The sequence below is a fragment of the Deltaproteobacteria bacterium genome (genome assembly GCA_016875225.1).
Taxonomy (GTDB): Bacteria; Myxococcota_A; UBA9160; order SZUA-336; family SZUA-336; genus VGRW01.
In genome coordinates this window covers 1-26,501 of the sequence record VGRW01000035.1, presented here as the reverse complement: position 1 = coordinate 26,501, position 26,501 = coordinate 1, and the positions used below count along the sequence as shown (strand labels likewise).

Below are 26,501 nucleotides of genomic sequence, written 5' to 3'. Positions count from 1 at the left end.
GCCCCATGAAGCAGCGCGGCGACGACCACGACGACGACGCGGAGTTCGCGGAGGCGATGGAAGGAGTCCGCAAGCTCTCGAGCGAGCAGCGCGGGCCGCAGATCTGCTACCGAAAGCCCGTGCCGATCTCCGACCGCGAGCGCGAGGTCATGCGCGAGCTCGACGCGCTGGTGAACGGCGAGACGCCGTTCGATCTGCGCGAATCCGAGGAGCTCTCGCAGGGCTCGGTTCCCGGCCTCGACCCGCGGGTGCTGCGGCGGCTGCGCCGGGGCGAGTTCACGCTGCAGGCCGACCTCGACCTGCACGGCTGCGACGCAAAGACCGCGCGCGCCCTGGTCGAGGGCTTCATCGTCGAGTCGCACGCCCGGGGACTTCGCTGCGTGCGGATCGTGCACGGACGCGGCAACCGCTCGCGAAACGGCGAGGCGGTGCTGAAGCCGAGCCTGCCGCGCTGGCTCGCGCGCGGGCCGGCGCGCCAGATCGTGCTGGCCTGGGCGTCCGCGCGGCAGGCCGACGGCGGCCTCGGCGCGAGCTGCGTCCTGCTGCGCAAGGGGCCCGGCGCGCCGAAGCGGCGCCCCTTATGATCCCGAGGTGAGCTCGAGCTTCGGACAGATCTTCCGGATCCAGACCTTCGGCGAGTCGCACGGCGGCGCGGTCGGGGTGGTGATCGACGGCTGCCCCGCGCAGCTTCCGCTCGACGTGGCCGAGATCCAGCTCGAGCTCGACCGGCGCCGGCCCGGCCAGAGCCGGCTCACCACGCCCCGCCAGGAGGCCGACCGCGCGGAGATCCTGTCGGGCGTGTTCGAGGGCCGGACGCTGGGCACGCCCATTCTCGTGCTCGTGCACAACGAGGACGCGCGACCGGAGGCCTACGAGGCGATGCGCGACGTGTACCGGCCCTCGCACGCCGACTACACCTACGAGGCGAAGTACGGCATCCGCAACTGGCAGGGCGGCGGACGCGCGAGCGCGCGGGAGACGATCGGGCGCGTCGCCGCGGGCGCGATCGCGCGCAAGCTGCTGCGCGCGAACGGCTTCGGCGAGATCGTCGCGTTCGTCTCGCAGGTGCACGCGGTCGAGGCGAAGTGCGACCTGCTCGCCGTGACGCGCGAGCAGGTCGAGGCGTCGATCACGCGCTGCCCGGACCCGGCGGCGGCCGAGGAGATGACCCGCCGCATCGACGACGCGCGGCGCGCGGGTGACTCGCTCGGCGGGGTGGTGACCTGCGTCGCGCACGGCGTTCCCGCGGGGCTCGGCGAGCCTGTCTTCGAGAAGCTCGACGCCGAGCTCGCGCGCGCGATGCTGTCGCTTCCCGCCTGCAAGGGTTTCGAGATCGGCTCGGGCTTCGCCGGCGCGCGGATGACCGGCAGCGAGCACAACGACGCGTTCGTCTCGAGCGGCGGTCGTGTGGCCACGCGCACCAACCGCTCGGGCGGCGTGCAGGGGGGAATCTCGAACGGCGAGCCGATCGTGATTCGCGCGGCGTTCAAGCCGACCGCGACGATCCGCAAGGAGCAGGCGACCGTGAACCGCGCGCTCGAGCCCGTCACGCTCGAGGCGCAGGGGCGGCACGACCCGTGCGTGCTGCCGCGCGCGGTGCCGATCGTCGAGGCGATGGTCGCGCTGGTGCTCTGCGACCACTTCCTGCGCCAGCGGGCGACGGCGCCGCCAGCCGGCGGCTTCAGCGGGTAGCGCGCCCGGCCGATGGCCGGGCCATGCTCTTCGACGGGCTCGCGCTCGGCGTTCTCGCCGTCTTCACCGCGCTCGGCGCGTGGCGCGGCTGGCTCGCCGGCCTGCTCCGCGTGGCGACGCTCTTCGCGGCCTACGCGGCGGGGATCGGCGCGGCGGCCGAGCTCGCGTCGCTCGTCGCGCTCCTGGCCGGGATCTCGCGGCTCGCGTCCGGGGCGATCGTCGCAAGCGCCGCGTTCCTGTTCGTGTACGTGGCCGGGAGCGTCGCGTCGATGCTCGCGATCCGCGCCGAGCGCGCGCGCCGCGGCGAGCTGCCCAGGGGCGGCTTCGACCGGCTCGGGGGGGCCTTCTTCGGCGCGGGCCAGGCCGCTCTCGCACTGCTTCTGCTCGGCATGTTGGGAAGCTTCCTCGACGCGGCGCACTCGGCGGGCCTTCCGACCGGGAGCGAGAGCGCGGGCGAGTCCCTTCTGGTGGGGAGCACGCGCGCGGTCGTTGCGGCGGGCGTCTCGGCCGCGGTCGGCGACGGCCCCGGCGGCTCGCTCGCGGTGAAGCTCGTCGCGGATCCCGGATCGGCCGTGGTCTCGACCCAGGAGCTGCTCGCGCACCCGCGAATCGCGGATCTGCAGCAGGACGCGCTGTTCTGGCAGTACGTCTCGACCGGCGAGGTCGATCTCGCGCTGCGGCGCGGGAGCTTTGCCGCGATCCGGCTCGATCCGGAGGTCCGCGGCCGGCTCGGCGATCTCGGCCTGGTGAGCCCCGAGGCACGCGAGGACGCCGACACGTTCGGCGAGGAGGTCCGCGCGAGCCTGGTCGAGATCGCGCCGCGGATCCGCGCCATCCGCGACGACCCCGCCCTGGCCGAGCTCGCGGCCCGGCCCGAGATCCAGGCCGCGCTTCGCAACGGCGACAGCTTCGCGCTGCTCACCCACCCCGATTTCCGCCGCCTGGTCGACCGCGCGCTTCGCGACTACGAGCGAACCCGCTAGGGCAAGCGCAGCGCGCAGCGAGCCGAAGGCGAGCGAAGTGTGGGTGGCGCGCGGCCGCCCGCGCGCCGGGACCCACTAAGGCAGGATCGCGAAGCCCGCGACCAGGGCGGCCAGGGCAAAGAGCAGACCCAGGCTGGCGACGATTGCGTGCGGGGCGCGAAGCGGCGAGCCGAGGTCCCGCTCCAGCTTGCGGCCCAGGCCCGCCCCGACCAGGAAGCCCGCCAGCGCCAGGCTCGTGAGCAGCGCGTGCACGGATTCGAAGACCGGCTTGTCGCGCAGGAACGCCATCGAGGCCAGGCCCGAGGCGAAGCCGGAGACCGCCAGGAACAGGAAGACGCGCGCGAAGCGGCGGTGACGCCGGTTCGCGTAGGGGCGGCGCAGCACCCGCGCCTGGCGGATCTGCAGGCCCTCGAGCATCACGATCAGCCCGAGCGCGAGCACCGCGAACATCGCAATCGGGTGTAGGTAGGCGAGCCAGCGCACGGCGCGCGAGGCTATCTGCAGGCGGCTCTCTGGTCCAGACGCGCCGAAACTGTTATCTCGAAGGCTCATGGGGGTGGAAGAGGCTGCGCTGCTGCGCGCCGCGGTCGCTCACTTGGAGCGGTACCGCAGCGCGATCGACGACGAGGTGAACCGTCGCCTCGCCCGCGCCGAGCCCGCGCCCGAAGTCCGCGCCGAGGTGATCCGCCGCTTTCGCACCTTCGTGCGCCTGGCCAGCCTGTCGCCCGACGCGGCGCGCGTCTCGCTCGACGGGCTGGGCGGAAACTCGGCGCTCGCGCTCGAGAACACGATCCAGACCGCGGTCGCGGTCGCGAACTCGTTCGGCGCCACGCCCGAGCTGGCCGGCGCGCTCGTCGACATGGAGGCGCGCTTCCGATCCGGCGTGCGGCGCATTCTCGCGCCGGAGGAGCGCGAGGAGAAACGCGAGCGGAGCAAGAAGCGTCCGACGCCGAACGCGGGCCGGCGCGTGCGCGGCGCGATCGACCGGATCTCCGACACCTACGTGGCGCTGAATCTGGATTCGAGCGCGATCTTCGACGTGAACCCGGCCGCCGAGGCGCTCTTCGCCACCGACGCCGCGCGCCTGATCGGAAGCTCGTTGTCCGCCTTCATCGCGCCGGCGGACCAGCTCGTCTGGCGCGAGCTCGAGAGCCGTCTCGACGCGGGCGAAGACTCCGGCCCGATCGAGCTCACCGTCGCGCGGCCGAACGGCGACTACGTGCCGGTCGAGCTCACGATCGCAAGTCACAGTATCTCGGGAAAGCGGCTCGCGATCTTCATCGCGCGCGAGCGGGTGAAGCCGGCGCTCGATTTCGGCGGCCGCGTCTAGCGCGGCTCACTCCACGCGCAGCACCGCTCCGCTGGGCATGCGCTTCACCAGCGACTGGGTGGCGCGGTCGGCGTAATCCCGGTCGCGGGATTCGAGCGTGAGCATGGTCATGTAATCGGCGTCGGCGGCGGTGCGCGGGTAGCTGCCGAGCATGAGCTCGCTGAACTCGACCAGGAGCTCGTTCAGGTCGTGCGCGATGTCGCTCTCGATCAGGCTCACGTAGACGCGGCGCAGGAACACGGGCTCGCCGCGGAACATCTCGCGCGCGGAGTCGAACTTGGCCTGCAAGAGCCGCGGGATTCCCGGGAACACGTACACGTTTCGCACCTGAACCAGCGGGAACCAGAGATCCTTGGTCGCGATCAGCGTGGCGCCGACGGGGAGCATGCACATCTTGATCATGCTCGCGTTCGGCTCGCGGCCGCGAAGCGCCGAGTTCAGCATCCCGGTCATCTCGGCGTTCTGCTCCAGCGGCACGTCGAAGGCCGCCGCGACGCCGTCCATGGTGACGTCATCGTGTGTCGGGCCGACGCCGCCCGAGGTGAGCACGTAGTCGTACTCGCGTGAGAACTCGCGCACGTCGCGCGCGATCTCGGCGATCACGTCGGCAATCACGTGCACGCGCGGAACGTCGACGCCCTGGCGGCGCAGCTCGCGCAGCAGCCAGGGGGTGTTCTCGTCCTGCACCTTTCCGGTCAGGATCTCGTTGCCGATGATCACGATGCCGGCGGTGGACATCCCGCGGCGATCTTAGGCGGAGCGAGGGGCGGCTTCAACCGACCGGCGATGTCGCCTATGATCCCCGCGTGCCGACGGTCCGCCTGCTTCCGAAGGGCATCGAGCTCCGGGTGCCGAAGGGCGCGCGGCTGATCGACGTCGTGCGCGAGGCCGGGCTTCCGATCGCGCGCGCCTGCGGCGACGACCTGGTCTGCGGCAAGTGCGGCGTGCGGATCGTGTCGGGCCGGGTCTCGCGCGAGGCGCCGGTGGAGCGCCGCGCGAAGCAGCGCAACCGCGTCGCGCCCGACCTGCGGCTCGCCTGCGCGCTGCGCGTGAATCACGACCTCTCGGTCTCGGCGGACTACTGGTGAAGCGGGCGCTCTTGATCGTGGACCACGGCTCGCGAAAAGCCGACGCGCACGCGCACCTGGCCTGGGTCGCGGAGCAGGTGCGGCTGCGGCGGCCCGGGCTCTCGGTGTACGTGGCGCACATGGAGCTCGCCGAGCCGTCGATCGAGCAGGCCCTGCAGGCCTGCGCGGCCGACGGCATGAGCGAGCTCTTCGTGCACCCGTTCTTCCTGGTGCCGGGGCTGCACGCGGTCGAGGACGTGCCGCGGCTGGTCGAAGCGGCAGCCCGCGCGTACCCGCGGCTGTGCGTGCGCATGACCGCGTCGACCGGGTCTGTCGCCGGCATCGCGGATCTGATACTGGCTACACTCCCCACCGACCGAGACTGAGGACTTCACATGGCCCGGATCAACGACCACTACCTGAAGCTCGCCAGCGGCTACCTGTTTCCCGAGATCGGCCGGCGCGTCCGCGCGTTCCAGGACGCCAACCCGAAGGCCGAGATCATCCGGCTCGGCATCGGCGACGTGGTGCTGCCGATTCCGGCCTCGATCCGCGACGCGATGCACCGCGCGATCGACGAGCTCGGCGCCGAGGCGACCTTCCGCGGCTACGGACCAGAGCAGGGCTACGACTTCCTGCGCGAGGCGATCGCCGAGCACGACTTCAAGTCGCGCGGCGCCAGCATCTCGCCCGACGAGATCTTCGTCTCCGACGGCAGCAAGTGCGACAGCGGGAACATCCAGGAGATCTTCGCCTCGGCCGCGCGGATCGCCGTACCCGATCCGGTGTACCCGGTCTACGTCGACACGAACGTGATGGCGGGCCGCACCGGCCCGGCCGGCGACGACGGCCGCTACGAGGGAATCACCTATCTGCCCTGCAACGAGGCGAACGGATTCCGGCCCGCACCGCCGGACCGGCCGGTGGACCTGGTCTACCTGTGCTTTCCGAACAACCCGACCGGCGCGGTGGCGACCGCGGCCGACCTCGCGGCGTGGGTGCGCTGGGCGAAGGCGAACGACGCCGTGCTGCTCTACGACGCGGCCTACGCGGCGTACATCACGGATCCGTCGCTGCCGCGCTCGATCTACGAGATCCCGGGCGCGCGCGAGGTCGCGATCGAGTTCCGAAGCTTCTCCAAGCTCGCCGGCTTCACGGGCCTGCGCTGCGCGTACGTCGTGATCCCGAAGGAGCTGGTCGGCCGCGACGCGAAGGGCGACCCCGTCGAGCTGCACAGGCTCTGGCTGCGAAGGCAGACCACGAAGTTCAACGGCGCGAGCTTCCCGATCCAGGCCGGCGCCGCGGCCTGCTACACCGAGCAGGGTCGGCGCGAGACGCAGGCGAGCATCGACTACTACATGGCGAACGCGCGCACGATACGGAAGGCGATGACGGACGTGGGGCTGCGCGTGTTCGGCGCCGAGAACGCCCCCTACGCCTGGATTGCGACACCGGACGGCGTCGGATCGTGGGACTTCTTCGACCGGCTGCTGCAGCGCGCGCACGTGGTCTGCACGCCGGGCGCGGGCTTCGGCGCCTGCGGCGAGGGCTACGTGCGGCTCTCCGCGTTCGGCAAGGCCGAGAAGATCGAGACGGCGCTGTCGCGGGTGCGCCGGGAGCTCGGCGGCGCGTAGTGGACTACCGCGATTCCCCCGAGCAGGCGCGGCTGCGCGCCGAGGTGCGCGAGTTCGTCTCGGCCGATCCGGCCGTGCGCGCGCGGGCCTTCCCCGAGGACGGCTGGATCGCCGGCTTCGACCCCGAATTCTCGAAACGCCTGGCCGCGCGCGGCTGGCTCGGCATGACCTGGCCAAAGCAGTACGGCGGGCGCGAGCGCAGCTACCTGGATCGGCTGATCGTGACCGAGGAGCTGCTGCTCGCGGGCGCTCCGGTCGCCGCGCACTGGTTCGGCGACCGCCAGATCGGCCCCGCGCTTCTCGCGCACGGCACGCCCGAGCAGAAGGCCGAGCTCGTGCCGCGGATCGCGCGCGCCGAGATCAGCTTCTGCATCGGCATGAGCGAGCCCGACGCGGGAAGCGACCTGGCGGCGCTGCACACGCGCGCGGATCTCGACGGCGACGAGTTCGTTATCCGCGGCCAGAAGATCTGGACCAGCTTCGCCTCGCACGCGGACTACTGCTACCTGGTCGCGCGCACGAACGGCGACGCGGCCAGGCACAAGGGAATCAGCGAGCTCCTGGTGCCGATGAGCGCGCCCGGAATCACCGTGCGGCCGATCAAGGACATGATCGGCGAGTCGCACTTCGGCGAGCTGTTCTTCGACGAGGTGCGCGTGCCGAGAAGCGCGCTGATCGGAAAGCTCGACCACGGCTTCTACCAGATCATGCAGCAGCTCGACTTCGAGCGGAGCGGCATCGAGCGGCTGATCTCGAACGCGCCGCTCTGGCGCGACGCGAAGCGGCTCGCCGCCGAGCGCTGCCTCACCCGACGCGATCCGGCCTTGCGCGAGCAGATCGCGGAGGTCGAGATCGCCCTTCGCGCCGGCCGCGGCCTGATCTACCGCGTGGCCGAGATGCTCTCCGCCGGCCGCGTGCCGAATCACGAGGCGGCGGTCGCGAAGACCTTCTGCACCACGCTCGAGCAGCGCATCGCCGATCTGGTCTCGCGCATCGCGGGTGGCGCGGGAACGCTCGAAGGCGGCGACCCGCGCGCCGCGCTCGCGGGCCGCGCCGCGCGCTCGCTGCTCTACGCGCCCGCCTACACGATCCAGGGCGGGACGAACAACGTCCTGCGCAACATCATCGCCACGCGCGGGCTCGGGCTGCCGGGCTGAGCGTCTACGCGCGCGGCGCGAGTCGATAGCGCATGGGCAGGTGCTTGATCCCCGCGACGAAGCTCGCGGCCAATCGGTCGACGGGCCCGGCGAGCTCGACGTCCTGGAGCCTTCCGATCAGCTCGCTGAAGAGCGCGCGCTGCGAGCGCCGCGCCAGATGCGAGCCGATGCAGAAGTGCTCGCCGATGCCGAAGCCCAGGTGCGGGTTCGGGTGTCGGTCGATCCGGAACGCGTACGGGTCTTCGAAGACGTCCTCGTCGCGGTTCGCCGAGGCGTAGAACAGCACCACGCGCTGGTCCGCGCGGATCTTCGCGCCGCCGAGCTCGTAGTCGCGCGCGGCGGTGCGCATCATGAAGTTCACGGGCGTCGACCAGCGCACGATCTCTTCGACCGCGTCCGCGACGCGCCCGGCCGGGTCCGCGCGCAGCTTCTCGCGCTCGGCCCGGTTCTCGATCAGCGCGTGCATGCCGCCGGCCAGGCTGTTCCGCGTGGTGTCGTGACCGGCGGTGAAGGTGATCAGGTAGTAGCCGAGCGTCTCGACGTCGCCCATCCGCGCGCCGTCGACTTCCGCGTTTGCCAGCACGCCGGCGAGGTCGCCGCTCGGGTTCGCGCGCCGGTCCGCGATGATCTTCCCGAAGTACTGCAGGAACTCGAGGCCGAGCGCCATGAACGCCGCGTTGCGGTCCGCCTCGCTGCGCTTGAACTCCGGATCGTCGGCCGCGAAGAGCTGCTGCGTGAGCCGCAGGATCACCGGCTCGTCGGCCTCGGGAACGCCGAGGATCGAGCACAGGATGCGCAGCGGGTGCGGCACCGCGATCTCGGTCACGAAGTCGCAGGTGCCTTCGCCGCCGCGCTGCGCGTCGTAGAGCCGGTCGACGAGCCTGCGCGCGCTGGCCTGCACCGTGCCGTCGATCCGCGCCAGCGCCTGCGGCGTGAACCAGGGGCTCGCCACCTTGCGGTACTTGCGGTGCTTGGGCGGATCCATGGTGATGATCGTCTGCATCATGTCGAACGGCCCGCGCTCCCCGCGCGCGATCCGCTCCGCGACGTCGCGCGTCGGCGGCACGATCCCCGGCCCCGACAGGAACGCATCCGGCTGCTTCGATATCTCGGCGATGTGCGCGTGCTTGGTGATGGCCCAGAACGGCACGTTGTCCGCCGGGTCGCACCAGTGCACCGGCGACTCGCGCCGCAGCCGCGCCCAGATCTCGTGTGGGTAGCCCAGGGTCGCGTAGCGCTGCGGGTCGAGGAGGTCGGTTCCGTCGGTGATCGTCATCCGCCCATCTTCTCGCGCCCCGCGCCGCGCGACAAGCTTCTCCCGGGCCTCGGGTTGGACGCCTTCGCGGGCGCCATCTACGGTTGGCGCGTGCGTTACCCCGCCGTGCTCGCCCTCGCGCTCGCAGCCGGCTGCGTGACCGCGGTGCCGAAGAGCCGCCTCGAGCCCCAGGAACGCGTCGCGGTCGAGATCCGCGGCCCGACCGAGACCGACCTCGAGGCGCGCGGCCTCGCGGGCCAGACCCTGCGCGGCACGAGCGGCGTCGCGACGGCCTTCATGACCGGATGCCTGCAGGGCGCGCACGGCGCGGCGCCGCTCGCGCTGCTCGTCTGCACCGCCGTCGGCCTGGTCATCGCCCCCGTCGGCGGCGTCGCCTACGGCGCGGTGACGGCGCTTCCCGCGGAAGGCGTCTCCGAGCTGAACCAGACGCTCGGCCCGCTCGTCGACGAGCGCGAGCTGCAGTCGCGCCTCGCCGCCGCCGTCTCGAGCGAGCTCGCGCATCGGCGCAGCATCGTCCCCACGCGCGACCGCGCCGACGCGATCCTCGCGCTGCGCCTGCACGGCCTCGAGGTGCAGCAGCACGCAGGCGATCGCGTCTCGCTGCGCATCACCGCCGCCGCCCGCGTCGAGACCGGCGGCGAAGACCCCGGCAAGCCCCGCGCCCCCTGGCGCGCCACCGAGCACGAGACCCCGCCCCGCCCGTTCCACGACTGGGTCGCAAGCGACGGCCGCGCGCTGCTCGAGGACCTCGACGCCGCGCTCGAAGCCATCGCCGCCGACGTCGTCCGCGCGGCGCTCCGGCCGCAGGAGTTCGGGAAACCCTAGCGCGGCTTCCGCGTACGCCGCGCGGGGGGAGTCTTCGCCTTCGATTGCGCCTCGGGCTTCTCGTGCGTCCACGGAATCCGTTCGGTCGTCGGCTCCGGGCGCCTGTTCCGCGCCGACTCGTCCATGGCGAGCCAGAAGTTGCGCGACTCGGGATCGGACATGTTGCGCGAGATGCGCTTGTTCAACTCCCCTCTCCTTCTCCCAGAAGCCCGCGAAGCTCGTCCGCGGCCCATCCCTCGCGGTCGATCGCGGAGGAGTATGACATCTCCAACCGTGGTCGCCGAAACTCTCCGAGAACGAAGCCGGCCGCATCCTTCCTCGCGATTTCCTCGCCGTCCGGAGCCCGCATGGAGAACAGCTCTACGTACCTGCGCGGCGCCACGCCGACGAACGGCTCGAACAGGACTCGGCTCTTCGAGCGCTTCTCGAGCGAGATCGAATCGTCGAAGAGCTCGCGCGCCCTGCTCTTCGGATACGGCTCGATGAATACTACGCGGTCAATCGCCGCCGACACGATGTGCTTCGCGCAGACGTGGCAAGGGAAGGTCGTTGCGTACAGCGAACATCCCCGCGTCGACACGCCAACCCGAGCGGCCGAGAGAAGCGCGTCCGCCTCGGCGTGCACGGCGCGGCCGAACTCGGTGAGAGCTGAAATGGTCGTGGACTCGAGGCGCTCCTGGATCCCTCGCGCTCTCTCGAGTCGACCGGCCGGAGACAACGACTCCCAGCCGTCGATCACTCGACTCGCGATCTCCGTCGCCATCCGTTCGCGCATCTCGTCGCTCGAGTCGCGACCCCGAATGTGATCGCGTGCATCCTCGGGGTCGCCGTCGAAGTAGGGTCCGCCGCCCGCACGCGGAACCTCATTGGTCCCCACTGCGATCAGGTCCCGGTGCGGGCTCAGGATCGCCGCGCCAACCTGCCGGCCGAGCTGCACCGAGCGAAGCGCGCTCGCGTAGGCCTGGAACATCCCGAACTCGTCGGGTGTCGGGCCGTGTAGGCCTTTGCCGTACACCAGGGCGAAGTACCGCTCGATCTGCGAGGCGATCGCCGAACGCGACTTTGCGACGTTCACGAATACGTCTGCCAAATGGAACGTGTCCCGCAGCCGTTGGCCCGACGTCGATGGTTCGCGCTCATCGCGCGCAATCAGCTCCGCAATCCGATCTTCGTGCATGCCATGGTCCGCAAGTCGCTCCTCGCGCGCTTCGACCGGGGAGTACACGCCAACCAGGTGGAATCCGTCTCTGTACACCCGGCGCAGTAGATCGACTTCGGCCGGATGCTTGAGCTGGCGCAGCACGAAGGCCCTGCCATCGAGCCTGGTCAGTCCTCTTCCGCGTCGATTGCGGATCTGGCCGACCGCCGCCATCGCGAGGATGTCGTCGTGCCCGGTCGCCTCGCGCGCCTCGTTCCCGCGCCGCATGCCCGCGTCGATGCGCTCGGCCTCGCCAGCACTCGAACCAGGTGACGGCGTCGAGAGGTCGAACAGTTCCGTGAGTCCACTCAGGTGAATCAGCTCGACTTCGTAGCCGAGCTTCTCGAGGGCACTGGCGATCCGGCTCTGCACCAGCTCTAAGGGCGCGCCGACTCCGGCCGCCAATCCAATCACGACCTCGGAGCGAAGCCTCCGCGCCCTCTGCGCACGCTTCCTGACGCTCATGAGGACTAGATAGTCGAGGTCAGCGCCGAGTGGTAGGTGAACTCCGGTCATCATCAGGAGACGACGGGGGCAGATCACCCTTTGTCGCCCCGGAGCAAGATCCTGACGCGCTTTCGCGGAGCGGATCGCGGGAAGTCCGGCTCCGACCTGATGGATCCCGGACGACTGCAGGACTGTGGTACCGTGACTTCTGGGAACGCGAGGACCCCGGAACGTTCAATTCACTGCACTGGAGAGTCTGTTGAGCGAGCGAGCAGCGGTGATTCGTACCATCATCACGGCGTCGATCCTGCTGCTATCTCTTGGATCCGTCGGCTGCATTACCACGGGTGGCAAGGAGCTCCCGGAGATCACGACCTCGGAGCCGGGGTTTCGGCCATCCGTCGAGTACTCGGTGAGTCCGGCATTCTCGTTTCACCTCGACGGCGGCAAGCTCGTGACCTCCAACCGGATGGGGAACGAGATCAACGACGCGATCCTGGATCGATGGCGCGACAAGGAAGTCATTCGCTCCTACTCGTATGCCAAGCCAGGCCAGAGCCCTGGGTCGGCCGATTACTCCCTCGTGCTCATGGGAATGCAGGACGGGGATTCCAGCATCGCGCTGCAGATCATCAGCGGCCTCACGTTGTTCGTGATCCCCTACTACGTTGACACCCGGTTCTCGCTCGAATACGAGCTCGTGGAGAGGACCTCCGGGCGCCGCTACAGAGCCGCGGCGAACAATGAGTTCGTCACGGTGGTGAGCCTGCTCCTGCTCCCGATCTCGCCATTCATGCAGGGGGCCAGGCACCGCGCCCTCTCTCGAATCGCGGACCACGTGTACCAGGATCTGCATGAGCAAGGGGCGTTCCAGACTTCGCCGCCACCCCTCTCGGCCGAGAAACCACCGGAGCCCGCTCCGAGTGCTGCGACACTTCGCGCGGTTGAGCCCCCGCCTGTGGAACCACCGATACCCCCAGCCGATTCGAAGCAGAGGTCGGTCGCGGAACGCCTCGAGGAACTCGATCTGCTGTGGAAGCGACGGCTCATCACGGAAGAGGAATATCGAGACCGCCGCGAGGCGATCCTATCCAGTCTCTAGTCCTTGCCGACGACCTCGACGTGGCAATGGCCGCAAGGAGGTCGCGCGGATCGTCATCGCGCCGAGTCGTATCAGGCGCCAGCTCTCCCGCCGCGCTGTCCGCTGGGCGCCCAAGCGAAGATGCCTCTCGGCCACTGCGCGAGTGGATAGGCCATCGAGTCTCGCTCGACCCCATGGTACAACCGTCCCCGTGCTCCTCGACGTCGATTCGTTCCGCGAGCGAACTGCCTACGACCTCGACGGTCTGGTCGCGGACCTGCAGGACGAGACACGGCGGGGCGGGGCGAGCGAGGCCGGCGCCTGGCGCAACTCGCTGCCCGCGCTCGCCGGCGTGCTTGGTCACGAGGCGCTGAAGGGCTTCCACGTGCATCTGGGCAGCCGCGGCGACGTCGCGGTCGAGTACCGCCTGCCCGCATCCGCGTCATGGGCCGACGTGGTGCTGCTCGGACGGGACGAATCGAAGCCCGCGGCCGTGATCGTCGAGCTCAAGGACTGGAACACCGAAGGGGATCGGCCGGGGCCGCGCGAGGGGTTGGTGCTGCACGCGGAGCGCGAGGTCTCGCACCCGTCCGATCAGGTGCGCGGCTACGTCGAGTACTGCCGCCGCTTCCACAGCGCCGTGCAGGAGGACGGCGCGGGCGTGTCGGGCTGCGTGTTCTTCACGTTCGCATCGTCGGCGGAGCCGTACTCGGCGGCGCCGCACCGCGCGCTGGTCGCGGAGTATCCGGTCTTCACGCGCAGCCGGGCGGACATCGCGGATCGCTTCCCAGCACACCTGGCGGCGAGGCTCCGGCAGCCCGACCCTGGCTTCGCGCACCGCTTCGAGCTCGGGCAGTACCGCCAGGACCGTGGCTTCGTGCGACAGGTGGCGCAGGCGATCGCGAACCGGCGCGAGAGCCCGTTCGTGCTTCTCGACGAGCAGCGCGCGGGCTTCGAGAAGTGCATGAAGCAGGTCGAGCGAGCGCTGGCGCCCGCGAAGACGGGCGCGCGGCGGAAGCCCGGGCGCAAGAGTGTGGTGATCGTCGAGGGTCCGCCGGGCTCGGGAAAGTCCGTGGTCGCGGCGCACCTGTGGGCGACACTGGCCGGTGACGACCGGATCGACGGAAACGTGGTTCTGACGACGACCTCGAGCGCGCAGCGCTCGAACTGGGAGGGGCTGTTCGAGCTCGCGTCCGGCAAGCGCGCCGCGCGCGGGGTGGTGGTCGGGGCGAACAAGTACAACCCGGGCCTGTCGCCGGTCTGGGTGAAGCGCGAGCGCGATCGCGGGCGCAGGACCGAGATCTCGACTTGGCGCGATAACCTGGAGCGGTTCGCTGCTCTCGGCGAGCGCAGCCGCTGCCCGGACGACACGTTCGCCGTCTCGATCGTCGACGAGGCGCACGCCCTGATCGACCCCACCGTCGCGGGCAAGGAAGGGGTGTCACCGTCCGGGTGGGCCATGCACGCGGGCCCGCAGGCCTGGCACGTGATCCGCAGCTCGCGCGTCAGCGTCTTCCTGATGGACACCGAGCAGAGCTACCGCGACAACGAGACGACCTCGCGCGAGAGCATCGGGCGCTTCGCGGCCGAGCTAGGCGTCGAGAAGATCGAGCACGTGAGCCTGGCGGGCGCGCAGTTCCGCTGCGGCGGCTCGGCCGAGTACATGACGTGGCTCGGCGCCGCGCTAGGTCTGGACGAGCGCACGGAGCCCGCGAGCACGTGGCGGCGCGGCTTCGGCGGACCGTTCGCGTTCGAGATCGTCGACGACCCCGCCGCGCTCGACGAGGCGCTGCGCCCGCGGGTAGCCGAAGGGCAGACGGTGCGCCTGCTCGCGTCCTACGCGCGCCCATGGCGGACCAAGGGCGAGTACGACCCACACCGCCTGGCCTCGACGGCCCGCGACTTCCAGCTCGAGTTCGCGCGCGACGGCGAGCCGCGCACCTGGTCGCGAATCTGGAACTTCGCCCCGGAGCAGGACTACACGCTCTTCGTGCAGGCGCCCGCGAGAAGCGCGATGGCGGACGACCCGCTCTGCGAAGTCGGCTGCCCCTACGTGGTGCGCGGCTTCGACTACGACTACACGGGCGTGCTCTGGATGAGCGACCTCGTCTGGCGCGGCGACCGCTGGGTGGCGCAAGCGGAGCACATCCACGAGTCGGCCTGGCGCAAGACGCTCGCCGCCGCGCGCCGCGAGCGCGGTCGCGGCCCGAACAGCGACGACCTGCTGCGCCGGCTGCAGCGCGGCTACCGGATCCTGCTCTCCCGCGCGATCCGCGGCACGTTCGTCTGGTTCGAGGACCCGGAGACGCGCGAACACATCGAGCGACTGCTGCGCGCTCCAGGATGAGTTCCGCTCGCGATGGAAGTTGGCGGGATCTCCTTGTTGGCGGACGCGCCCAGGGATAGCCTTCGAGCGATGACCAAGGCGGGCGAGAAGCGGCTGGAAGATGCGTTGAAGTTGGCAGTATCGGACCGAGCGGCGTGCGGCGCGGGTGCGTTCCGATGTCGATTCCGGAGCACCGTGGGCCGAGGTTCGTGACCGGATTCGGAACGGACTCACCACGCGTTGACGCTTCCGCTTCGGATCAGCGACGAAGCGGAATCCGCGCGCTGGCGCGACAGCCATCGCCTCGATTGCAGCTACTGGCGATCGCGCACGATCGGAGACGGCCAGCGTACTGGGCAGGCCGACTGCCGCGCTGACGGTCGAATGAGGAGGATCGGCGAAGATGACGACGACAGCTTCGGCTCGCGTGCTCGCATACCTCGGCTTGGCGGCTTTGCTCGCTGCGTGCTCTGAGGCCGCACGGGAAGTGAGCGAACTCGCGCGCTACCCGATCGCGGATCTCGGGGGCGTGATCGCGGGGTCGGGGGTCGAGCTCGACCGCGAGGTGACGAGCGACGGGAATGGGTCGCTTCGCGTGCGGGTCGACGGGCCGACGACGCTGCGGCTCTTCGAAACGGGCGACGTCGACGTCGAGGACGCGCGGCTCACCTACCGGGCGCGACTTCGCACGGAAGGCGTGGAGGGCCGGGCGTACTTGGAGATGTGGTGCGTCTTCGAAGGGCGCGGCGAGTACTTCTCGCGCGCGCTCGACGCTCCGCTCTCGGGCTCGAACGACTGGTCGACGCAGGAGACGCCGTTCCTGCTGCAGAAGGGCGAGAATCCCAGCCGCGTGAAGCTGAACTTGGTGATCGACGGCAAGGGCACGGTCTGGATCGACGACGTGCGGCTGCTCGCGGGGCCGAAGTGACGCAGATCCACCGCTGGGTCGAGGCGGCGCGCGCGGGCGCGAACCCGAACGTGGTGGCGCGGGTGCGCTCGGGCTGGGTTCTGGCCGGCGCGCAGCAGGTGGTTCCCGGCTACTGCCTGCTCGTTCCCGAGGGGGTGGTCGCCGATCTGAACGCGCTCGCGGGGGCTGCGCGGAGCCAGTTCCTGGACGACATGGCCGCGCTCGGCGACGTGCTGCTGCAGGTGACCGGCGCGGCGCGGATCAACTACGAGATTCTCGGCAACGCCGAGCCGGCGCTGCACGCGCACCTGTTTCCGCGCTGCGAGTCGGAGCCCGAGGCGACCCGGCGCGCGCCGGTCTGGCTGCACGACTGGGAGCGCGCGCCGCGCTTCGAACGCGAGTCGCAGGGGGAGCTCATCGCCGGCATCGCTCGCCTGCTCGAAGTCCGAGGGCGGGTGATCCCGTCCGTGGCATACTCGGGGCCGGGTCCGAGCAGCGAGGAGAAGCGCGGATGACCGAGTCGCCTTCGGTCGTGATTCTGGGAGCGGGTGTCTCTGGATTGTGTACGGGGATCCAGCTGCTCCGGGCCGGGATCTCGTCGTTCACCATCCTGGAGAAGTCCGACCGCGTCGGCGGCACCTGGTACGACAACCAGTATCCGGGCGCGGCCTGCGACGTGCCCTCGCACTTCTATTGCTACTCGTTCGAGCCGAACCCCGATTGGAGCCGGAAGTTCTCGGGTCAGGCCGAGATCCAGCGCTATCTCGAGCACTGCGCCGGGAAGTACGGGCTGCTGCCGCACATCCGCTTCGGCTGCGAGGTTGCAAGCGCGCGCTTCGACGAAGGCGCGGGGCTCTGGCGTGTTCACACGCGCGGCGGCGAGTCGCTCGACGCCACCGTGCTGGTGAGCGGGGTGGGCCAGCTGAACCGCCCGCACGTTCCCGACCTGTCGGGGCTCGGCGACTTCGCGGGCGTCTGGTTCCACTCCGCGCGCTGGCGGCACGACTGCGATCTCGCGGGCAAGAACGTGGCGGTGATCGGCAACGGCGCAAGCGCGATCCAGTTCGTGCCCAAGCTCGCAACGCTCGCCGGCCGGCTCACCATCTTCCAGCGCTCGGCGAACTGGGTCGTGCCGCGCGGCGACTACGCCTACAGCGAGCGCGCGAAGCGGTTCTACCGCGCCTTCCCGCCGCTGCTGCGCCTGTACCGCTGGTTCTTCTACTGGCAGCTCGAGCGGAACTACCTGGCCTTCGGCGCCAATGGCCGAACGGCGCGGAACTTCGAGAAGGCCGCGCGCAATTGGCTCGAGGCGTCGGTCCCGGACCCGAAGCTCCGCGCGCTGCTCACGCCCGACTACCGCGTCGGATGCAAGCGGATCCTGATCGACGACGACTTCTACCCGGCGCTGTCGCGGCCGAACGTCAGCGTCGAGCCGAGCGGGATCGCGCGGATCACCCGCGACGGGATCGAGACGAAAGACGGCGCGATCCATCCCGCCGACGTGATCGTGCTCGCGACGGGCTTCGAGACCACCACGTTCCTCGCGCCGATCGAGATCGCCGGCCGCGGCGGCCGCACGCTCGCCGACGCCTGGGATGGCGGCGCCGAGGCGCACCTGGGGATCTGCGTCTCGGGCTTTCCGAACTTCTTCATGATGTACGGACCCAACACGAATCTGGGTCACAACTCGATCATCTTCATGATCGAGGCGCAGGTGCGCTACGCGGTTCGGTGCATTCGCGCGCTCGCGGAGAAGCGCCTGCGCTTGCTCGACGTCCGGCCCGAGGCGCAGCAGCGCTTCAACGCGGGCCTGCAGCGCGAGCTCGAGAAGACGGCCTGGGCCGCGGGCTGCAGGAGCTGGTACAAGACAGCGTCGGGAAAGATCACCAACAACTGGTCGAGCTCGACGCTCGCGTACTGGTGGAAGACGCGCCGCCCGAAGCTCGACGACTTCGAGCAGGCGTCCTAGCCGGTCGCCGCAACGCCGATGCGATTCCTCCCGCGTCTCTTCGAGAACAATCGCAGCTGGGCCGCCGCGCGCGTCGCGGCGGATCCCGACTTCTTCGAGCGGCTCTGCGGGCTGCAGGCGCCGGAGCACCTCTGGATCGGCTGCGCGGACAGCCGCGTGCCGGCGAACGAGATCGTGGGGCTGGCGCCCGGCGAGCTCTTCGTGCACCGGAACATCGCCAACGTCGTCGCGCCCGACGACTCGAACTGCCTCTCGGTGCTGCAGTACGCAATCGACGTGCTGAAGATCAAACACATCATCGTCTGCGGCCATTACGGCTGCGGCGGAGTGCAGGCGGCGTTCGGGCCGCCGCTCGAGCTACCGCTGGAGAGCTGGCTGCAACACATCCGCGCGGTGCGGCGCGCGCACGAGCGCGAGCTCGAGTCGCTCCCGGACGACGCTTCGCGCCTGCGCAGGCTCTGCGAGCTGAACGTCCGCGCGCAGGTTCGCTCGGTCTGCCGCGTCGCCACAGTGGTCGACGCGTGGGAACGCGGTCAGAGCCTCGCCGTACACGGCTGGGTCTACGACCTGCACGACGGGCTGCTTCGCGACCTGGGTGTGAGCGCCGAGGGCGGCGCGGACTGACTCGAGGGGGATCCGATGGAGGGAGGTCGCGGAGTTCTCGGCTCGCTGATCCTCGCCGCGGGAATCGCGCTCGCGGGATTGCTCGCCGCGAACGGATTCGTCGCCGCGCGCGGCGCGGATCGCTTCGTGACCGTGAAGGGCATCTCGGAGCGCGACGTGGTCGCCGACGTCGCCGTCTGGCCGCTTCGCGTGGTCGCGTCCGAGAACGACCTCGCGCGCGCGAACGCGCAGATCGAGACCAGCATCGGCCAGATCCGCGCCTTCCTCGCCCGCCACCAGCTCGACGCCTCGCAGTCGCGCGTGAGCGGCTTCTCGGTGACGGATGCGCAGGCGAACCCGTACCGCTCGGGTGACGGCGGGAACCGCTTCGTGATCAACCAGACGCTGGTGGTGCGCTCGGCCGAGCCTGCGAAGCTGCTCGAAGCGAGCGCGAAGGTGGGCGAGCTGGTCGCGGCAGGCGTGGTGCTCTCGAGCGGCGGCGAGTACGGCGGCGGCGGGCCGACCTTCATCTTCACGAAGCTCAGCGACCTGAAGCCCGAGATGATCGCCGAGGCCACCGCCCGCGCCCGCGAGGCGGCCGAGCAGTTCGCGCGCGACTCGGGCAGCCGGATCGGCGGGATCCGCCGCGCGAATCAGGGCACGTTCGAGATCCTGCCGCGCGACCGCGCGCAGGGAATCACCGAAGAGGGGCAGCTCGAGAAGACGGTGCGCGTCGTCTCGACGATCGACTACGTCCTCGAGTGACTCCCCGCCGTTGCCGCCGCTCGGGGTAGACTGCCGCCATGGGTCTATGCGAGCCCTGCAGAGATGCAAGCTGAGATCGACGCGCTGGTGCCGCTTCTCGCCGCGCTGCGCTTCGCCTCGGAGAAGCACCGCGCCCAGCGCCGCAAGGGCGCCGACGCCTCGCCGTACGTCAACCACCCGATCGAGGTCGCGGAGCTGCTCGCACGCGTCGGCGGCGTGCGCGACGTGGAGGTGCTCGCGGCCGCGATCCTGCACGACACGATCGAGGATACCGAGACGACCCCTGAGGAGCTCGAGCGCGTGTTCGGCGCGCGCGTACGGGCGCTGGTCGCCGAGGTGACCGACGACAAGAGCCTGCCGAAGCAGGAGCGCAAGCGGCTGCAGCGTGAACACGCGCCGCACCTCTCGCTCGACGCGAAGCAGATCAAGCTCGGCGACAAGATCTCGAACGTGCGCGAGATCGCGGCGTCGCCGCCCGACGGCTGGCCGCTCGAGCGCCGGCACGAGTACATCGAATGGGCGCGCTCGGTCGTCGCAGGCTGTCGCGGCGCCAACGCCGCGCTCGCGCGGTTCTTCGATGAAGTGGCCGCAGAGGCAGAAGCCGGGCTCCGCTCCTGATCGAGCGCTCTCGCACCGTGCGCTACGAGCGCGGATCTCCCCAGTGCTTTCCGACCAGCGCGAGGGCCGAGTGGCTGAAGCGGAGCTTCCCGGCTTCGCGGCGCACGTTCAGGCCGCAGCGGTCGACCTCGAGCGAGGCCTCGAAGAGCGCGAGGATCTCGCGCGTCGCCGTCTCGCCCGGGCCGCCGTGGTCGAGCCACTCCGCGACGTCGTAGTCCAGCGTCGAGCGCGGGCGCGCCTTGATCTCGAGGTCCGCGGCTTCGAAGAGGCGCTCGAGCTCGGACGCGGGGAGCGCTCGCGCGTGGCTCGGATCGCAGAGCCGTTCGATCCGGTTCTGGTACTCGGCCTTCTGCGGATCCTCGGACGCGACGATGTCGGCGACGAGCAGCCGGCCGTTCGGGGCCAGCACGCGCGACATCTCCGCGAGCACGCGCTCGGGGCGCGCGAAGTGGTGGAATGCGGCGCGGCAGCTCACGACGTCGAAGCTCGCGTCCGGAAACGGCAGCCGCTCCGCGTCGCCGGCGCGGAACGAGAGGTTCGCGATCCCGCGCCGCGCGGCTTCGGCGCGCGCGCGCTCCAGGAACGCGTCGGTCGCGTCGAATCCGACCGCGGTCGCGCAGCGCGAGGCCAGCGCCATGGTCAGGAAACCCGGACCACAGGCGATGTCGAGCGCGCGATCGCCGGGCTTCGCGCCGGAGAGCGCGGCCAGTCCGAGCAGCCCGGCTTCGTCGCTGGCCTGGCGGGTGCGGATGTACGCATCCGCCTGGCGGGTGAACTGCGCGCGCACCTTGTCGATCTGCTCGCTGGAGTCGGCCATCGCGCTAGTCTACGCGGGAATGGTTCTCGTCTGCGACGAGCGAACGGTTCTCCGCTCCCCACGACTCGAGGACGCCACGCGCTTGTTCGCGGCCATCGACTCGAGCCGCGAGTACCTGCGCCGCTGGCTGCCCTGGGTGGACGAGAGCACGTCCGCAGTCCAGACCCGCGAGTTCCTGCGCAGCGCGATCGCCGGCGCCGCGGAGGGCAAGTCGCTGATCCTGTTGATCGAGCACGAGCGCGACCTCGGCGGCACGGCGGGCTTCAACTGGATCGACCCTGCGAACTCGAGCTGCGAGATCGGCTACTGGCTGCGCGAGGACCTGCAGCGGCGCGGGATCATGACCGCCTGCTGCCGCGCGCTGGTCGGGCACGCGTTCGACGGCCTGGGCCTGAACTCGGTGCGGATCTCCGCGGCGGCGGGCAACGAGCGCAGCCGGCGCATCCCCGAGCGGCTGGGCTTCCAGCTCGGCGGCGTGATCCGCGAGGCGGAGCGCCTGCCGCACGGCTTCGTGGACCTGGCGGTCTACACGCTACTGCGTCGCGAGCACGGCGCCTGATCAGCGCCGGAGCTGCTTCTCGAGCTGCTTCGCGGCCGCGTCGCCGAAGTACTTGCGCGTCTGCTTCACGTTCGGGCCGTTCTCGTCGTAGCAGATGCGCACGCTCTGGTCGCAGCCGACGCCGTGCTTGCGCCGCGTGATTCCAGAGCTGCCGTTCGCGGGGCTGCCCAGGTTCTGCTCCAGCTTTGCTGCGGCCGCGTCGCCGAAGTAGCGCCGCGTCTTGTTCGGATTCGGCCCCTTCGGCCCGTAGCAGACCTGCGTGCGCATGTCGCAGCTGGTCTCTCCGTCGGGCTCGAAGATCCATTTCGGCTCGCGCCGGGAGTCGGTGGCATCGGTCTGGATCCTGCGCGCGGCCTGATCTCCGAAATACGCGCGCGTCTGCGAGGCGCTCGGCCGGGAATCGATGGTACAGACCTGTGTAGCGCGATCGCAGGCCACCCCGCGCTCCGGGTAGAAGACCCGCTCGCTGCTCGCGCGCGAGCTCGTCTGCGCGGATTCGCACGCGAGCAGGAGGCAAGCGACGGCGACGAGGAGCGGTTTGGCGACCACGGCGGGGAAATCTAGCGGGGAATTCCCGGGCGCAATCGCTGAATGTCGGACCTGACGGGCCGAGCTTCGGATATAGTCGCGCGCAGTAGCTGGCACGGACTCGAGGAGGCTCGGATGGCCCTGTCGAACCGGCTCGCGGCGGAGTTTCTCGGCACGTTCTGGCTCGTGCTCGGTGGCTGCGGCAGCGCCGTGCTGGCGGCCGCGTTCCCGGACGTCGGGATCGGATTGCTCGGTGTCTCGCTGGCCTTCGGGCTGACCGTGCTCACGATGGCCTATGCGATCGGTCACGTTTCGGGGTGCCATCTGAATCCCGCGGTGAGCGTGGGGCTGGTCGTCGGCGGGCGCTTCCCGGCCGCCGAGCTCGCGCCCTACGTGATCGCGCAGGTCGCCGGCGCGATCATGGGCGCCGGGGTCCTGTACGTGATCGCCACTGGGAACCCGGCCTTCGACGTCGCCTCGGGCTTCGCATCGAACGGCTACGGCGATCACTCGCCCGGCGGCTACGCGCTCTCGTCGGCGCTGGTCTGCGAGCTGGTGATGACCTTCATGTTCCTGATGATCATCCTCGGCGCCACGGATCCGCGCGCGCCCGCCGGGATGGCGCCGCTCGCGATCGGCCTTGGACTCACGCTGATCCACCTGATCTCGATTCCGGTCACGAACACGTCGGTGAATCCGGCGCGGAGCAGCGGCCCCGCGCTCTTCGTCGGCGGCTGGGCGCTCGCGCAGCTCTGGCTGTTCTGGGTGGCACCGCTGGCGGGCGCAGCGCTCGCGGGGGTGGCGTACCGGGGGATCGCGGGCAGCCGACCGCGCTGAGCCGCAAGGCTCGAGTAGAATCTCCGAGTGCCGGAGTCCTCGTTCCTGCGGCGCGGGTGGATGCCGCTCTTGCTGATTGCGCTGGCGGTCCTGCCGTTCTGGCCGTCGCTCGCGGGCGACTTCATCGAGGACGACCGCCCGATCATCCGCGACCGCGCCGAGCTTCGCGACCCGTCCGCGATTCCGAGCCTGTTCTCGCAGACCTACTGGCCCCGGGAGCTGCCGGGCGGTCTGTACCGGCCGCTCACGATGACGAGCTACGCGCTCGATCGGGTCGTGTGGGGCGCGGACGCGACCGGCGCGCCGTCGCGAGTCGGCATCCACGCGAGCAACCTGATCCTGAACGCGCTCGCCGTGCTGCTGCTGTTCGGGATCCTGCGCGAGCGCTGCCGGGACCGGCTCTCCGCGTTCGTCGCTGCGGCCCTGTTCGCCGTGCACCCCGTGCACGTCGAGGCGGTGTCCCACATGGTCGGGCGCGCCGACCTGCTGATGGCGGTCTCGTTCCTGGCCGCGTTCGCTCTGCACTCGCGCGGCGGCGCCGCCCGGATCGCCGCTGCGGGTCTCTACGCGCTCGCGTGTCTTTCGAAGGAGATGGCGGTGGTGCTGCCAGGGGTGCTGCTGGCGCGAGCCTGGCTGGACCGCGGCGACCAGCGCGCGAGCGCGTTCCTGCGCAGGCAGGCGCTCGAGCTCGCGCCGCAGGCGCTGGCGTTGGCGATCTTCCTCGCGCTGCGCGGGGTCGCGCTCGGCGCGTCCGCGAACCCGCCGGTCGCCTTCGCGCTCCGGGCTGCACCGCAGTACCTGGCCTTCCAGGACCCCGCGCCGTTCGAGGTCGGACTCACGATGATCCACGCGCTAGGCGAGATCCTGCGCCTGTTGGTCGCGCCGTTCGCGCTGTCGGCGGACTACTCGGGGTTTCCCCACGCGAAGGGGCTCTCGGCCGCGATTGCGCTCTCTGCGGTGCTGATCGCGGCGTTGGTGTTTGCCGCGGCTCGCGCCGCGCGGCGCGGTCGGCGCGAGCCGGCCTTCTGGCTGCTCTTCTTCGCGCTCACCTGGCTTCCCGTCTCGAACCTTCTGTTCCCGAGCGGAGTCGTGCTGGCCGAACGCACGCTGTACCTGCCGTCCGTCGCGCTCGCCGGGCTGGTCGCGCTTGCGGTCGAGCGGGCGGCTTCGTGGGACCGACGCTCGTTGGTGTTGCCCGCGGCTGCGATCGCGGTCTTCGCCGCGCTGTCGAACGCGCGGGCGGGCGTCTGGCGCGACTCGCGCACGCTCTTCGAGGAGACCGTCGCAACCGGGCGCCACAGCGGACACATCGCGAAGACGGGGCTGGTCTCCGAGCTGATTCTCGAGCTCGGCCGCGAATCGGACCCCGCGACGCTATTGCGCTCGCTCGCGCTCGCCCGCGCCTCTCTCGACGAACGGCCCACCACCAGCAATCTGCGCCAGGTCGCAAGACTCGAAGAGGCGTCGGGCGAGCTCGACTCCGCGCTGGAACGCCGGGTCTCGCTCTACCACTTCGTTCCGTCGGATCTCGAGAACCGAGAGGCTCTTCTCCGCGTGCTCGACCGGCTCGTCGCGCAGCGCGCCGCGGCGAACGACAGCTACCAGGTGCTGAGCCTGACCGGGACCGGATTCCTGGTCGCCAAGCGCAGCGGAGACCCGCAGCTGCTCCAGGCATGGGGCCCGCGACTCGACCGCGCCCATCAGGACTACATCGACGAGGCGATCGCATCCGGCGACCCCGACGAGGCGAGGCGGCGCGTCGAGTCACTGGCGCGGACGTTCCCGAATCACCCGCTTCTCGAGCGCTACCGCGAGCTGCGAAGCGTCACGCCTCCGCGCGCTGGCGACTGAAGACGAAGTTCGAGATCTCCTCGCGGTGCTCGAGAAGCTCCGGCTCGCCGCCGGTCTCGAAGTGGATCCCGTAAAAGATTCCGTCCGGCGCCGCGGCGCGGTGCCGGATCGACGCCGGCAGCTCGATCGAGGCGTCGCCTCCGGGCAGCTGGAAGCGAAGCCGAAGCGACACGACGCTGAACAGCAGGCGATCCGCGTCGGCCTTGAGCAGCAGGCGGGCGCCGGAGGCCGATATGTCCTGGATCGAGCCCGCGAGCTCGAGTGTCTCGCCGCTCCGCTTTGCGATCACCGTGACGTCGACGTGCTCCTTCGGCGCGAGCATCACGCGGGCGGCCGCACGGCGCGAGATCAGGCGCAGGAATGCGTCCGTCGCAGTGGGGTCGGCCGTGGGTCTGGCGTCGAGCTTCAGGCGATAGGTGCGATTGGGCTCGGCCTCCGCCCTGGAGACGACTCTCGCATCCGAGTCGAGCGGCGTCGCTAGAGCCGCCGAGCGCAGCGAGATCGAGACGAGCTCGCCGATCGCGAACACCGGCGCGATCTCGTTCGAGAACCGGAGCGAGAGGCTGCGGGCGTCGCCCTCGACGACCTCGCCGACGAAGGAGTCGCCGGCGACGCCGCGCACGGTCGCGCGGAGGTTTCCGGGCCCCTCGGCGAGCACGCGCTCGATTCGGGCCAGCAGCTCGCGAAAGCTGAACGGCTTGGTGACGTAATCCTCGGCGCCGAGCGCGAGCGCCGCGAGGATGTCCTGCTCCTGGGTTCGCGCCGAGACCATCAACACCGGGATCGTGCCGAGCAGCGGATCCGCCTTCAGCCGTCGCAGCGCCTCGAAGCCGTCGAGCTCGGGCATCATCACGTCGAGCAGGATCAGGTCAGGGCTGCTGCTCGCGGCGCGCTCCAGAGTCTGGTGCCCGTTCTCCGCGCGCACGACCTCGTAGCCGGCGTTCGAGAGCCGGGTCGCGATCATCTCGGCGGTGATCGGGTTGTCTTCTGCGACGAGGATCCTCGACATGGCTTGCTCTCGTCAGGCCTGGCGCTGCGCCGATTGCGCGGGCGAGACCAACCCCTTCCTCTCCATCTTTCCCCACGAGGTCACGCCCCGCAGGTAGTTCCAGCAGCCGCGCGCGCGCCAGAGCGTGCTGAGCGGCCGCAGCACGGTGGCCTCGACGATCCCCGCCGATACCAGTGACAGAAGCTCTCGGACTCCCGAGTAGCGGCGGAAGACCAGATCGTCGAGAAGCACCGCCGTCACCGAGACCACGATCGCGTAGAGGATCGAGGCGGACAGGAACGCGAACATGAAGGCGGAGTCGAGAATCCCGAGCGCCCAGCTCGCGGGCACCAGCACGAGCCCCGCGAGCTCGATCACGGGCGCCAGCATCTCGAACAGGAAGAACGCGGGCATGGCGAGCATTCCCACCGCGCCATAGCGGGGCCGCAGCATCATGCCGCGGTGTCGCCGGAGCGTGTCGATCAGGCCGCGCTGCCAGCGTTCCCGTTGCCGGCCGAGCACCCGCAGGCTCTCGGGCGCCTCGGTCCAGCAGACGGGCTCGGGCACGAAGCCGATCCGGTAGCTGCGACCGCGGTCGCGAAGCACCCGGTGGATTCGGATCACGAGCTCCATGTCCTCGCCGACCGAGTCGGTGGCGTAGCCGCCGGCATCGACGACGACCTGCTTGTCGAAGATCCCGAACGCGCCCGAGATCAGCAGCAGGCCGCCGAACGACGACCAGCCCATGCGACCGAACAGGAACGCGCGCAGGTACTCGACGGCCTGGATGCGCGGAAGCAGCGCGTGCGCGAGGCGCGCGTCGGTGATCCGCCCGGAGCGGACCAGCGAGCCGTTGGCGATGCGGATCGTGCCGCCCGTGGCGACGATCTGACCGGGATAGTCGTGGAACGGACGCGCCACGCGCAGCAGGGCGTCCTCCTCCAGCAGCGAGTCTCCGTCGATGGTGCAGAAGAGCGGGTAGCGCGAGACGTTGATGCCGGCGTTCTGCGCGTCGCCCTTGCCACCGTTGCGCTTGTCGCACC

27 protein-coding genes and 1 pseudogene are annotated in these 26,501 nt (G+C 70.4%); 19 read left to right on the top strand and 9 right to left on the bottom strand.

From position 1 onward, the window contains the following. Positions 1-5: 5 nt before the first annotated feature. From FJ108_10250 to FJ108_10240, 3 genes are read left to right on the top strand one after another with little or no spacing between them, the layout of a single operon-like run. Positions 6-584: a DNA mismatch repair protein MutS gene (locus FJ108_10250; protein ID MBM4336278.1), complete on the top strand. Its 579-nt coding sequence runs from the start codon at positions 6-8 to the stop codon at positions 582-584. 7 nt (positions 585-591) lie between these two features. After that, positions 592-1,692, top strand: a complete 1,101-nt coding sequence (aroC, locus tag FJ108_10245) for a chorismate synthase (protein MBM4336277.1) — start codon at positions 592-594, stop codon at positions 1,690-1,692. A gap of 23 nt (positions 1,693-1,715) precedes the next feature. Beyond that, on the top strand, positions 1,716-2,675 hold the full coding sequence (locus tag FJ108_10240; protein ID MBM4336276.1) for a hypothetical protein: 960 nt from the start codon (positions 1,716-1,718) through the stop codon (positions 2,673-2,675). Positions 2,676-2,750: 75 nt separating this feature from the next. Here FJ108_10240 and FJ108_10235 read toward each other — a convergent pair whose 3' ends face one another. Beyond that, on the bottom strand, positions 2,751-3,227 hold the full coding sequence (locus FJ108_10235; protein ID MBM4336275.1) for a DUF4079 family protein: 477 nt from the start codon (positions 3,225-3,227) through the stop codon (positions 2,751-2,753). On the opposite strand from FJ108_10235, the gene FJ108_10230 reads away from it, so the two are divergent. Beyond that, positions 3,226-4,005, top strand: coding sequence for a PAS domain S-box protein (locus FJ108_10230; protein MBM4336274.1), 780 nt, complete (start codon positions 3,226-3,228; stop codon positions 4,003-4,005). The two genes, FJ108_10235 and FJ108_10230, sit on opposite strands and share 2 nt — an antisense overlap. 6 nt (positions 4,006-4,011) lie before the next feature. Here FJ108_10230 and FJ108_10225 read toward each other — a convergent pair whose 3' ends face one another. After that, complete coding sequence (locus FJ108_10225) at positions 4,012-4,743, bottom strand: competence/damage-inducible protein A (GenBank protein MBM4336273.1); 732 nt, start codon at positions 4,741-4,743, stop codon at positions 4,012-4,014. Positions 4,744-4,811: 68 nt separating this feature from the next. Between FJ108_10225 and FJ108_10220 the strand changes: the two genes are divergently transcribed. From FJ108_10220 to FJ108_10205, 4 genes are read left to right on the top strand one after another with little or no spacing between them, the layout of a single operon-like run. Further along, positions 4,812-5,093 carry a 2Fe-2S iron-sulfur cluster binding domain-containing protein gene (locus FJ108_10220; GenBank protein ID MBM4336272.1) on the top strand — a complete coding sequence of 94 codons (282 nt, stop codon included), beginning with the start codon at positions 4,812-4,814 and terminating at the stop codon, positions 5,091-5,093. After that, positions 4,943-5,458: a hypothetical protein gene (locus FJ108_10215; protein MBM4336271.1), complete on the top strand. Its 516-nt coding sequence runs from the start codon at positions 4,943-4,945 to the stop codon at positions 5,456-5,458. The genes FJ108_10220 and FJ108_10215 overlap by 151 nt, the downstream gene beginning before the upstream one ends. A 9-nt stretch (positions 5,459-5,467) precedes the next feature. Further along, entirely contained in the window at positions 5,468-6,706 is a 1,239-nt protein-coding gene (locus FJ108_10210) for an LL-diaminopimelate aminotransferase (GenBank protein ID MBM4336270.1), read from the top strand. After that, positions 6,706-7,863: an acyl-CoA dehydrogenase gene (locus tag FJ108_10205; protein MBM4336269.1), complete on the top strand. Its 1,158-nt coding sequence runs from the start codon at positions 6,706-6,708 to the stop codon at positions 7,861-7,863. Before FJ108_10210 ends, FJ108_10205 begins: the two co-directional genes overlap by 1 nt. A 4-nt stretch (positions 7,864-7,867) precedes the next feature. On the opposite strand, the gene FJ108_10200 is transcribed toward FJ108_10205, so the two are convergent. Next, entirely contained in the window at positions 7,868-9,139 is a 1,272-nt protein-coding gene (locus FJ108_10200) for a cytochrome P450 (protein ID MBM4336268.1), read from the bottom strand. Positions 9,140-9,229: 90 nt separating this feature from the next. Here FJ108_10200 and FJ108_10195 point away from each other — a divergent pair, with 90 nt between their 5' ends. Beyond that, the gene (locus FJ108_10195) at positions 9,230-9,964 is read left to right on the top strand and encodes a hypothetical protein (GenBank protein ID MBM4336267.1); all 735 of its coding nucleotides are present in this window, start codon (positions 9,230-9,232) and stop codon (positions 9,962-9,964) included. Here FJ108_10195 and FJ108_10190 read toward each other — a convergent pair. Continuing rightward, on the bottom strand, positions 9,961-10,149 hold the full coding sequence (locus tag FJ108_10190) for a hypothetical protein (protein ID MBM4336266.1): 189 nt from the start codon (positions 10,147-10,149) through the stop codon (positions 9,961-9,963). The genes FJ108_10195 and FJ108_10190 overlap by 4 nt on opposite strands. Then, positions 10,146-11,705: a cytidine deaminase gene (locus FJ108_10185; GenBank protein ID MBM4336265.1), complete on the bottom strand. Its 1,560-nt coding sequence runs from the start codon at positions 11,703-11,705 to the stop codon at positions 10,146-10,148. Before FJ108_10185 ends, FJ108_10190 begins: the two co-directional genes overlap by 4 nt. A gap of 758 nt (positions 11,706-12,463) precedes the next feature. Between FJ108_10185 and FJ108_10180 the strand changes: the two genes are divergently transcribed. The 7 genes and pseudogenes from FJ108_10180 to FJ108_10150 all read left to right on the top strand — a co-directional run bounded on the left by FJ108_10180 (position 12,464) and on the right by FJ108_10150 (position 19,878). Continuing rightward, on the top strand, positions 12,464-15,037 hold the full coding sequence (locus FJ108_10180) for a DUF2075 domain-containing protein (protein ID MBM4336264.1): 2,574 nt from the start codon (positions 12,464-12,466) through the stop codon (positions 15,035-15,037). A gap of 406 nt (positions 15,038-15,443) precedes the next feature. After that, positions 15,444-15,944 carry a hypothetical protein gene (locus FJ108_10175; protein MBM4336263.1) on the top strand — a complete coding sequence of 167 codons (501 nt, stop codon included), beginning with the start codon at positions 15,444-15,446 and terminating at the stop codon, positions 15,942-15,944. Then, positions 15,941-16,366 (top strand): annotated as a pseudogene (locus tag FJ108_10170) (hypothetical protein). Before FJ108_10175 ends, FJ108_10170 begins: the two are co-directional and overlap by 4 nt. A gap of 68 nt (positions 16,367-16,434) precedes the next feature. Further along, the gene (locus FJ108_10165; protein MBM4336262.1) at positions 16,435-17,892 is read left to right on the top strand and encodes an NAD(P)/FAD-dependent oxidoreductase; all 1,458 of its coding nucleotides are present in this window, start codon (positions 16,435-16,437) and stop codon (positions 17,890-17,892) included. An 18-nt stretch (positions 17,893-17,910) separates the two neighbouring features. After that, a complete protein-coding gene (locus tag FJ108_10160) occupies positions 17,911-18,516 on the top strand; it encodes a carbonic anhydrase (GenBank protein ID MBM4336261.1) in 606 nt (201 codons plus the stop codon). Positions 18,517-18,531: 15 nt separating this feature from the next. Next, entirely contained in the window at positions 18,532-19,260 is a 729-nt protein-coding gene (locus FJ108_10155; GenBank protein MBM4336260.1) for an SIMPL domain-containing protein, read from the top strand. Between the two features lie 84 nt (positions 19,261-19,344). After that, positions 19,345-19,878, top strand: coding sequence for a bifunctional (p)ppGpp synthetase/guanosine-3',5'-bis(diphosphate) 3'-pyrophosphohydrolase (locus tag FJ108_10150; protein MBM4336259.1), 534 nt, complete (start codon positions 19,345-19,347; stop codon positions 19,876-19,878). A gap of 22 nt (positions 19,879-19,900) precedes the next feature. Here FJ108_10150 and FJ108_10145 read toward each other — a convergent pair whose 3' ends face one another. Then, complete coding sequence (locus tag FJ108_10145) at positions 19,901-20,695, bottom strand: methyltransferase domain-containing protein (protein ID MBM4336258.1); 795 nt, start codon at positions 20,693-20,695, stop codon at positions 19,901-19,903. Between FJ108_10145 and FJ108_10140 the strand changes: the two genes are divergently transcribed. After that, entirely contained in the window at positions 20,541-21,254 is a 714-nt protein-coding gene (locus tag FJ108_10140; GenBank protein ID MBM4336257.1) for a GNAT family N-acetyltransferase, read from the top strand. The two genes, FJ108_10145 and FJ108_10140, sit on opposite strands and share 155 nt — an antisense overlap. On the opposite strand, the gene FJ108_10135 is transcribed toward FJ108_10140, so the two are convergent. Then, entirely contained in the window at positions 21,255-21,899 is a 645-nt protein-coding gene (locus FJ108_10135) for a hypothetical protein (protein ID MBM4336256.1), read from the bottom strand. It abuts the gene before it with no gap. Between the two features lie 18 nt (positions 21,900-21,917). On the opposite strand from FJ108_10135, the gene aqpZ reads away from it, so the two are divergent. Further along, a complete protein-coding gene (gene aqpZ / locus FJ108_10130) occupies positions 21,918-22,619 on the top strand; it encodes an aquaporin Z (GenBank protein MBM4336255.1) in 702 nt (233 codons plus the stop codon). 27 nt (positions 22,620-22,646) lie between these two features. Further along, complete coding sequence (locus FJ108_10125; protein MBM4336254.1) at positions 22,647-24,470, top strand: hypothetical protein; 1,824 nt, start codon at positions 22,647-22,649, stop codon at positions 24,468-24,470. On the opposite strand, the gene FJ108_10120 is transcribed toward FJ108_10125, so the two are convergent. Then, positions 24,445-25,479 (bottom strand): response regulator, encoded by a 1,035-nt coding sequence (locus tag FJ108_10120; GenBank protein MBM4336253.1) that lies wholly within the window; start codon positions 25,477-25,479, stop codon positions 24,445-24,447. The genes FJ108_10125 and FJ108_10120 overlap by 26 nt on opposite strands. A gap of 12 nt (positions 25,480-25,491) precedes the next feature. Continuing rightward, positions 25,492-26,501, bottom strand: a 1,010-nt coding sequence (locus tag FJ108_10115; protein MBM4336252.1) for a glycosyltransferase family 2 protein, incomplete at its 5' end; no start/stop codon positions are given.